The following is a 9,317-nucleotide window of genomic DNA, read 5'->3' on the forward strand; positions in this document are numbered from 1 at the left end:
GTTTTTAGAACTCTTCCTACTGCAACTTTTGTTTCTTTATAATACTTTTTTTCTTTTATGTACTCTCTTTTTGTGACAACTTGAACATATCAAGCGTTTTTTCTTTTACTTATTTTTGCGCCAGTTGGTATTAAAACTTTTTTAAATTTTTCTATCATAAAATGTCCTTTTTTTATTAGTATAAGTATTATACTAAATTATTTTAAAAAACAAAATAAAAAAATATTTTTTTTATAAATTTTTGGTAAAAAACGCACTTTTAAAAAGTAAAAGTGCGTTAGTATAATAAATTACTGAAAGTTTAAATTTAACAATTGCATCTTGTAATTTTTTAGCATCAAAAGTTGTTCTTTGTTTATGTTCTGATACTTTAGAATGATCATATACATAACCTTCTCTTAGGTGAGAACTTGCTTTTGACATACCGTATAACTCAGAAAAAATTGCTTGATTTTTTACTAAATCTTTTGCAGGATTAAAATCTTTCATCGCAATAAAATGATATGAATTAATAAATCTTTTCATAATTTCATTTGCTAAGTCTTGGTCAGACATTTCTGCGATTCTTTGTTTTTGAGTTGAATTTTCAGAAGATTTAGCAACACCATCTTTAAATTTAGCAAAATCAATTTTTGTTTTTACATAATCTATATCTCAGTTAAATACTGCTGTTTGTAAATCATTTTCGGTTTCAACTGAAACAAGTTTTGCTTTTGAAAAATCAACTGAACCATATTCAATAAAGTCTTGGAATTTTTCAAATACAGGTGAATAACTTTGTATTGAATTATTTGTTATATTTTTACCAATTGAATCTGGATATGCTGAATAAAGTGATTCATTACCATTAAGAGAAGAATTAGTGTTATTAAAAGCAATTTTTTTAGTTAAATTATAAAATTCTCCATTTGAAAGATTTGTAGAACTTGAAGCACGACTAATAGCTTCTGGTGAAGAAACTACATTTTGATCGTTTAAAAATACTACTGAATAATAATATGAACCTTGACCTCTGGTTTCCATAATACCATTCATTTTTTCCATAAATGCAATTGCAAAATTGGTTTGGAATGGGGCTTCTGCATTTGCTAAACCTAAATCATTAGCATATTCACGGAATGTTGAAAGAATTGATGCATCCTCATTGTACATATTGTATAAATTAGATGCTCTAACATAGTATGGGAAAGTATATTTTGAATCAATTTTTAATTGATTATTTTCGTTTTTTGTAAAAGTTAAAACATTATTAACTTGTGCTGTTGCTTCAAATGGATGTGAAGATGCTTGTCTTACTTTTCTTCTATATGCATTTATTGCCGCATCACGTAAGGTTAATATTGCTTGACCTATGTTTTTATTTTCTTCTTGAACTAGTGGAATAGCAAGATATTGATAAGCAGTTCTTGGATTATTTGCTTTTGTTATGTCGTTATATTGTGAATTAAATTCATTACTATTTGAACGATTTGTTAAATTGCTTACAAAAGCATTTATGTCACCTGATGATAAAAGAGTTTTTGTACCAAATCTAATTTTACCACCAAGCGAAGTTGAAACACTGTTTCAACCTGATTCAGTATAATTAAAATCAAGTAAGTTTGCAAAAGCTTGTTGTACAATTGAAATTTGTTCATCAATATAAGACTTATCTTCTGGAGTTAAATCTTCATTTAAAGCAACATTTATAACTGGGGAACCATCTTTATTAAATAAATTAATTTTAGAAACTGAATAAATAATTTTTTCTTCATTATTTTCTGTAACTGTTCTTTGATTGAAGCTTAATGGTTGAATACTAAAACTACCATCAAGATTTCAAGTAATTGCTTCACTAATAGAATTGCCTAAACCGTCTTTTAAAGAATTTAAAACTTCTCTTTCATTTCCTTCTTTTATTCTAAAAATTGGATTTCCATTTGTATCTTTTGATGCAACAAAAAACTTTGCTCTTCCTGAAATAAATGGATTAAGTGTTCCTGAATTTTCATCAAATGAATTGGCTATAAATAAATCACCAAGTTTAACATCACGTAATTTTGCAGCAACTTGTAAACCTTCAAAAGTTTGTAAAAATCTTCTTTTTGAGTTATCTAAAACATCAAAAATATTATCATTTTTACTTGATTGTTCTGCACCTCAAATATCTGAATTAGTTTCTTTTACAATTTCACCATTATTTTTAATAAATTTTCATTGTAAGAATTGACCTTTATCTGTTTTTGAACCTAATGCATTAACTCTATCAAAATCAAGATTAGTTCTTGCTTTTAAATAATTTCTAAGTGCTTCTGCTGAATAGTATGATGCTTCTGAAATTCCGCCTCTTGTTGATAAACCACCAACTAATACTGCATTCCCACTTTCATTTAAAGCGGTCATTTGGTCAAGAGTGTAATGGTGACCATATTCATGAATACCAACATATTTTAAGAAATCTGTTGAAATACCTTCAAAATCATCTAATGTAGCAGCGATTAAAAGTGGTAAGCCAATTCTATCGGTAGAACTTAAACCATAATAAATACCATCTTTAATTTGATATTCATAAAATCCTTGATCATTTAAAAATCTTTCAATATGTGGACCTTCTTGTTTTTTATTTAAATGAGGGAATTTTTTAAGAACTTTATCAACTAAACCGGTATAGGTCTCATTAAATATTTGATATTTACGGCTTTTAAGACCTCTTAATGGTTTGTTAGTTTCTGGGTTAATAATTGAAATATCTTCTGGTGTATATTCAATTGTAAGTGGTCTAACTGCTCCTTTATCACCAATTGCTTTTTTAAATGAATTAAACTCTTCTTTTTCTTGTTCGCTTTGTTCAAGGTTAAAAATTAATTTTTGACTATTATTTTTAAATGTAACTACTAAAACTTTTTTAGCATTTTGTTCTTGAACATTAATTGATTCAATTACATAATTTTGTAATTTTGCTTTTTCTGTTTCTGATAAACTAGCAAAGTTTTGAAGTGATTTAATATTATTTAATGCCTCAGTTTTTGTTGCAAAAAATTGTTTTTGATTGTCATTTTCATAAACTCAAATACTTTTGTTTTCAAATTGTTTAATATCATAAAGATCCAAGAAATGAACAAAATTTGAATTAATTACTTCTTTAAAAGTATTGTATGTTATTTCATAACTTGGCTCAACTTCACCTTGTGTCATTAAAAATCTAAAAGTTTCTTCTGAATCAGGGTATTTAAATTCAACAAGCAATGCTGGATTACTATCATTTGATGAAGAGATAACATTAGTTACTTTTGCTTTTTTAAATGCTGAAAACGGTTTAGAGTTTATATCAAAATCATATTGATAATTATTTGCTAAAGTATCTTGATATTTTTCTTGTCTTTGGTTAAATTCATTTTTATATTTTTCAACAAGTTCTTGATATTTTTCTTGTGTTGTATCAACTGGTAACACAACACTTCCTCTACCATTTCTTGCATCCGTTTTTAAAACTAAAAATTCTTTATTTAATATTTTTGAAGGATTGTATAATGAAGAAAAACTTTCATTTAGATCACTTCTAGAATTTTTAATTGCTGAAGCTAAAGGAATAGAATCCAGATAATCTTGAACAGTTTCTAAATCTTGTTCTGCATCAAAAAGTGAATATGTTAATGCATCTCTTCCGTTACCTGCACCAGAAATTGAAGAATAAATTGGTAATGAACCAAAGAAGGCATCAGGGAAGAATTTAATTTCAGAAACTTCTTTATGAACTGTTGAGTGAGAACCTAATGTAATTGCATTACCATTTTGTTCAACACCTGGCACAATTCTAAAACTTTCAAGTGTTAATAAGTCTGGTCCTCATGAAGCATTTTCGATAAATCATTTTGTAAATTCGATAAATTGTTTCGGCTTTACAGCAATAACATATTCGTTAAAAAAACTAAATGAACCATATTTTACTTGAAGAGTAAAACTTTCTGAATATCTTTTAAAATATTCATCAAAGAATTCACTAAAATCATATTCTTTTTCTTCACCTATAAACTTAAATTTTGAATATGTTGTTTGATCTGAAATAATACCTACTGAATATTTTTTAAGTGGATCTAAAATATTTATAACTGGTTTTAGATTGTTGTTTTCATCTCTTAATTGTGAAAAATCATTAGATAATTCATATTTTGTTAAATTTGAATTTGAACCTCTTCTTTCATCGGAATTATTTGAATATCCAAACATAATTCCTAATGTTAAAGCAGATAAAGTTGTTATCATACCAAGTGATAAAAGAATTTTTGCTTTTAAATTTAGTTTTTTCATAAATACCTCATTAAAATAAAAAGTTTTGTAGATCTATAAAATCTACAAAACAATTGTTATTATTAATTTTAATACACAAATTTGTTATGTAAATCTATAGCACCATTGGTTAAAACAAGAGTAGAAATCTTTTATGCTTTTCTACCAATTTAAATAATTGTAATTATTTAAATTTCGGCTTTTATACACTTTCATTAATTTCTTTGTATACCTAAACAATTAATTACTCTTGCTAAAAGCTCCTCTATAGAGAACATAACAGATTTCTTTTATTATCTGTTATGGTTGAACAGATAATATTAAAAACGTCACATAGTAATTTTACGAATGTGATTGATAAAAACAATTTTAATAACGTTTTTAATATTTTTCATAAGTGGTATTATACACCAAAAAGTTAAAATAAAAACCAAATTAATTAATAAAACTTGGTTTTGTAATTTATTATTTTTGTGATATTTCTTTATATTTATTTTGAACTTCTTCTGTTCTTTGTTTGTAAGTTTCGTTTGTTTGTTCAATACCATCTTTAATATATTTATTTATTTTAGAATCAAGGATATTAATATTATTCTCTTGTGCTTTTTTTGTTTCATTATCTAAATTCAATAATTCATTTTTAATATCTAAAATATTAGAGTAATATATAAAAAGATTGCTTAAAATTTTGATTTCATCAATTTTTTTATTAAGTTGTGAAATTGTTGCTTTTGTATTTTCTTCAACAAAAGTAGCATATGATGATATTTTTGATCTTTTGCTTTGTAAATCATCTAATACACTAAACTCTTCTTTAAATGTATCTCAATACTCTTTTTTTACTAATTTATTATATGTAGTTGATAAAAGTTCATATTCTTTTTGATACTCACGTTTTTTTGCAACTTCTTCTTTTGAAGTTTCTGGTTGATATTCTTTTACCGTTGTGCATGCAACAACAGAAAAAGATAAAATTCCAGATAACAAACTAAATGGTAAAAACTTCTTAATTATTTTTTTCATATCTTAAATTATATTAAAAATTAATTAATTTAAGCATTATATGTACAATTTTTGCTCTTTTATATTTGATATTGCAAGAAAAATAAAAAAAATAAGTACTTTTTTATATAAAATACTTATTTTTTAAGATAATTATAAGTTTGCAAAGTAAATAACTGTTCTAACTAATTGTGAAACATATGACATTTCATTATCATATCATGAGAATAATTTGTATAAGTTTCCTTCTTTAGTTTCTTTGATTGCTGTCATTTTAGCATCAAAAATTGAACCGTGTGTTGAGTTAACGATATCTGATGAAACAATCTCATCTTCTGTATATTCAAATGTTTCATTTGAAGCTTTTTTCATTGCTGCATTAAGTTCTTCAACTGTTGGTTGTTTTTCTAATAAAACTGTTAAGTCTACTAATGAACCTGTTAAAACTGGAACACGAACCGCAACACCATCTAATTTACCTGCTGCTTCTGGAACTACTAAACCGATTGCTTTTGCTGCACCTGTTGATGTAGGAACCATATTTGAAGCTGCTGCACGTGCTCTACGTAAATCTTTGTGTGGAGCATCTTGTAATCTTTGATCACCTGTATATGCGTGGATTGTTGTCATATAACCTGATTTTAATCCAAATTGATCAACTAATACTTTAACCATTGGAGCTAATGAGTTTGTTGTACATGAAGCTGCTGAAATTAAAGTATCATTTTTATCTAAAATATTGTGGTTTACATTAAATACAACTGTTTTAACATCTTTGTCTGATGGAGCTGAAATAACAACTTTTTTAGCACCAGCCTTTAAGTGTTTTTCTGCACCTTCACGTTTTGTAAAGAAACCTGTTGATTCAACAACCAAATCAATACCTAAATCACCTCATGGTAAAGCTTCTGGATCTCTTTCTGCAAGAACTTTAATTTCTTTACCATTAACAAAAATTGAGTTTCCTTCTGCTTTAACTTCGTATTTTAATTTTCCAAAAGCTGTATCATATTTTAATAAGTGAGCTAATGTTTTAGCATCAGTTAAATCATTAACTGCTACAACTTCTAAGTTTGAATTTTGTTCTAATAATCTACGGAAGAATAATCTACCAATTCTTCCAAAACCATTAATTGCTACTTTTTTCATAAATAAATTTGCCTTTCTTATAAATAAAAATTTATGATTTTATTAAATAAATTATATATATTTTTGTATTATAAAAAATTAATTTAAAAATATTAAAATTTTTTTGTGTAAATATTTGCATATACATTTTTTATGTATTTTTGACTAAATATTATTTTGATTTAAATAATGAATGTTTTGTTTTTTGACAAAGAAAAATAAATATTAACTTTATAAATCCAAATTTAAAACACCATCAAATTTTTTGAAATCTTGCGGTTCTAAATGATGTGAAATTACTATTATTGTTTTATCCAATTTTAATAATTTATCTAAAATTTTGTTTCTTAATTCCTTATTAAGATTAGAAAGTGATTCATCTAAAATAAGTATATTCTTATCAAAACTAAACGTTCTTGCAAGAGCAATTCTTTGCTTTTGTCCAAGACTTAATACAGAATCAGAATCCAGGTTCTTTAAATATATTTTTTCACTTATTTCTTCTTTTAATTCAACAAATTCCAGCTGTTTTTCTATTAAAACATCATTAGAAAATAAAGAAATATTATTAACAATGTTTTGATTAAAAATAAATAAATCCGGAGATAAGTAACTAATATTTTTTAATATTTCTCTTGTATTAAGTTTCTTGATATTAGTATCATTAAATGTAATATCACCATTAAAAACTTCATTTTCCTTTAATAAAGTTTTAATTAATGTTGTTTTACCTGAACCAGATTTACCTATAATCACATATTTTTTGCCTTTAATAAATTCAAACGAAAGTTTTTTAGATATAACTTTATTACCTCTGTATAATTCTAAGTTATTTAATGAAATAATATTAATATCATTGAGTTCTTCAGTTCTTTCTTGTTTTAAAAGACTTAAATTTAATGTGTTATATAATTTTTTTGAAGCAATAAAACTCTGTATATTTGATATAAGATCTAAAAAATTATCTTTAAAATTTGAAATAATTTTTATAAATAAATAAATTATACCTATTGAAAGATTAAATGTTTTATTCAGGATAAAAAATGATAATAAAATGATACCTATTATTTTTCCTATTTCGATTATTATTGATGGTATTTCTGAACTTAAGATATTTATTTTTTCACTTTTATAAGCAATAGTACAATAATCATATATATCTTGTTCCATTTTACCTATAATTAGGTTTTGTTTATTATTATAATAAAGAATTGAAAATCTATCAAGATAATAAGACATTTGAGAAACTAAATTATTAAATGCATTTTGAGTATTCAAAATATAAAATTCTATTTTTTTTAAAAAAGGTATTTTTGAAAGAGAACTTATAATTAAAATAAACAAAGTAAAAATACCTATTATCCAATTCTGATAACTTAAGTAAGAAAAAATAAATGCAAAATTAATAGACATTGAAATAATCCCGACAAAAGGAACAATTGAAGATATAAAAATATTCTGTGAATTATTTAAAATGTGATTAAAAGCAAAATCAGAATTATAATTATTGATTTCTTTACTTTTTGCAATAAAATATTGTTCATAAAAATTCTTTGCTACTGATTTACTTGTATATATTACAAATTTGTTATATATTTTATAATAAAAATAATTTAAAATAAGATTTATAAAATATGAAATACCAATAAATATAATTAATAAAACAAACGAAAAGAAATGACTTGTTTCTAAAATTCTAAATTTTTGATTTAATGAATCAATTGCTAACGATTCCAAAATATCAATAGTTGAAGTTAACAATAAAACAAAGGTAGATATTAATACAAAAGCAAAAAATTGAAATTTAATATTTTTTAATATTTTATTCAACTAAAACCCCTTCCTTTATTTCTAAAATTTGATCGTAATAATCTGAATTAGTTATATTATGAGAAACATTAATAAACATAACATCTGGATTAATATTCTGTAAGATTTTTTCTGCACTTTTAATATCGATATTAGAAAATGCTTCATCAGTTATTAAAATATTTTTATTTCTGTAAAAATGTCTTGCTATATTAATTTTTTGTTTTTGTCCTGTCGAAAGGGAGTTTTCTTCGTTAATCAATAATTCTGGTTTTATATCTAATAAATCTGATTTTTGTAAAATATCTTTAATATTTTCATCACTTGTCATATCTCAAAGAGTGATATTATTATAAACTGTGTCGTTAAAAAGGTTTTCTGAGTTATCTAAAAATGTTAATGAGTTTATTAAATCTTGTGTATTAATTTCTTTTAAATTTAAATCATTAACAAAAATATTCCCCTCATAATTTTCAATTTGTTTTAATAAAATTTTTATTAATGTTGATTTACCAGAACCCGACGCTCCTTTTAATGCATATTTTTTACCTGCTTCAAAACAAAAATTAAAATTATTTAGTATATACTTCTCATTATATTTAAATGATAAGTTTTTTATTTTTATTCTTTTTATATTTAATTTTGTATTACTTATTTCCAACGGTTTTGCATTTAAAAATTCCTTAATATATTCTTTATATGTCACAATATTTTGTAATAAATACATTAACATTCTTAAATTAAAACTTATACTTGTAATTTAAACTTTCAGTAATTTATTATACTAACGCACTTTTACTTTTTAAAAGTGCGTTTTTTACCAAAAATTTATAAAAAAAATATTTTTTTATTTTGTTTTTTAAAATAATTTAGTATAATACTTATACTAATAAAAAAAGGACATTTTATGATAGAAAAATTTAAAAAAGTTTTAATACCAACTGGCGCAAAAATAAGTAAAAGAAAAAAAGCTTGATATGTTCAAGTTGTCACAAAAAGAGAGTACATAAAAGAAAAAAAGTATTATAAAGAAACAAAAGTTGCAGTAGGAAGAGTTCTAAAAACTAGCGATGATGAAAAATATATGTATCCAAATGTTAATTACTTTATCA

General features: G+C 23.9%; 6 protein-coding genes and 1 riboswitch. Of the genes, 1 reads left to right on the plus strand and 5 read right to left on the minus strand.

What is annotated here, in order from left to right:
* Positions 1-231: 231 nt before the first annotated feature.
* The 5 genes from BU00_RS04555 to BU00_RS04560 form a co-directional block, all read right to left on the minus strand.
* The gene (locus tag BU00_RS04555) at positions 232-4,287 is read right to left on the minus strand and encodes a PDxFFG protein (RefSeq protein ID WP_036458949.1); all 4,056 of its coding nucleotides are present in this window, start codon (positions 4,285-4,287) and stop codon (positions 232-234) included.
* An 89-nt stretch (positions 4,288-4,376) separates the two neighbouring features.
* Positions 4,377-4,542, minus strand: a riboswitch (Lysine riboswitch).
* Between the two features lie 189 nt (positions 4,543-4,731).
* Positions 4,732-5,289, minus strand: a complete 558-nt coding sequence (locus BU00_RS0102440) for a hypothetical protein (protein ID WP_036458945.1) — start codon at positions 5,287-5,289, stop codon at positions 4,732-4,734.
* A gap of 132 nt (positions 5,290-5,421) precedes the next feature.
* The gene (gene gap, locus BU00_RS0102445; protein WP_027121346.1) at positions 5,422-6,417 is read right to left on the minus strand and encodes a type I glyceraldehyde-3-phosphate dehydrogenase; all 996 of its coding nucleotides are present in this window, start codon (positions 6,415-6,417) and stop codon (positions 5,422-5,424) included.
* A gap of 210 nt (positions 6,418-6,627) precedes the next feature.
* Positions 6,628-8,226: an ABC transporter ATP-binding protein gene (locus tag BU00_RS0102455; RefSeq protein ID WP_027121347.1), complete on the minus strand. Its 1,599-nt coding sequence runs from the start codon at positions 8,224-8,226 to the stop codon at positions 6,628-6,630.
* Positions 8,219-8,932: an ATP-binding cassette domain-containing protein gene (locus tag BU00_RS04560; RefSeq protein WP_051521849.1), complete on the minus strand. Its 714-nt coding sequence runs from the start codon at positions 8,930-8,932 to the stop codon at positions 8,219-8,221. Before BU00_RS04560 ends, BU00_RS0102455 begins: the two co-directional genes overlap by 8 nt.
* A gap of 180 nt (positions 8,933-9,112) precedes the next feature.
* Here BU00_RS04560 and BU00_RS04565 point away from each other — a divergent pair.
* On the plus strand, positions 9,113-9,317 hold a 205-nt coding region (locus BU00_RS04565), incomplete at its 3' end, for a hypothetical protein (protein WP_036458947.1).

Source organism: Mycoplasma leonicaptivi ATCC 49890, assembly GCF_000622205.1.
GTDB classification, from domain to species: domain Bacteria; phylum Bacillota_I; class Bacilli_A; order Mycoplasmatales; family Metamycoplasmataceae; genus Mycoplasmopsis; species Mycoplasmopsis leonicaptivi.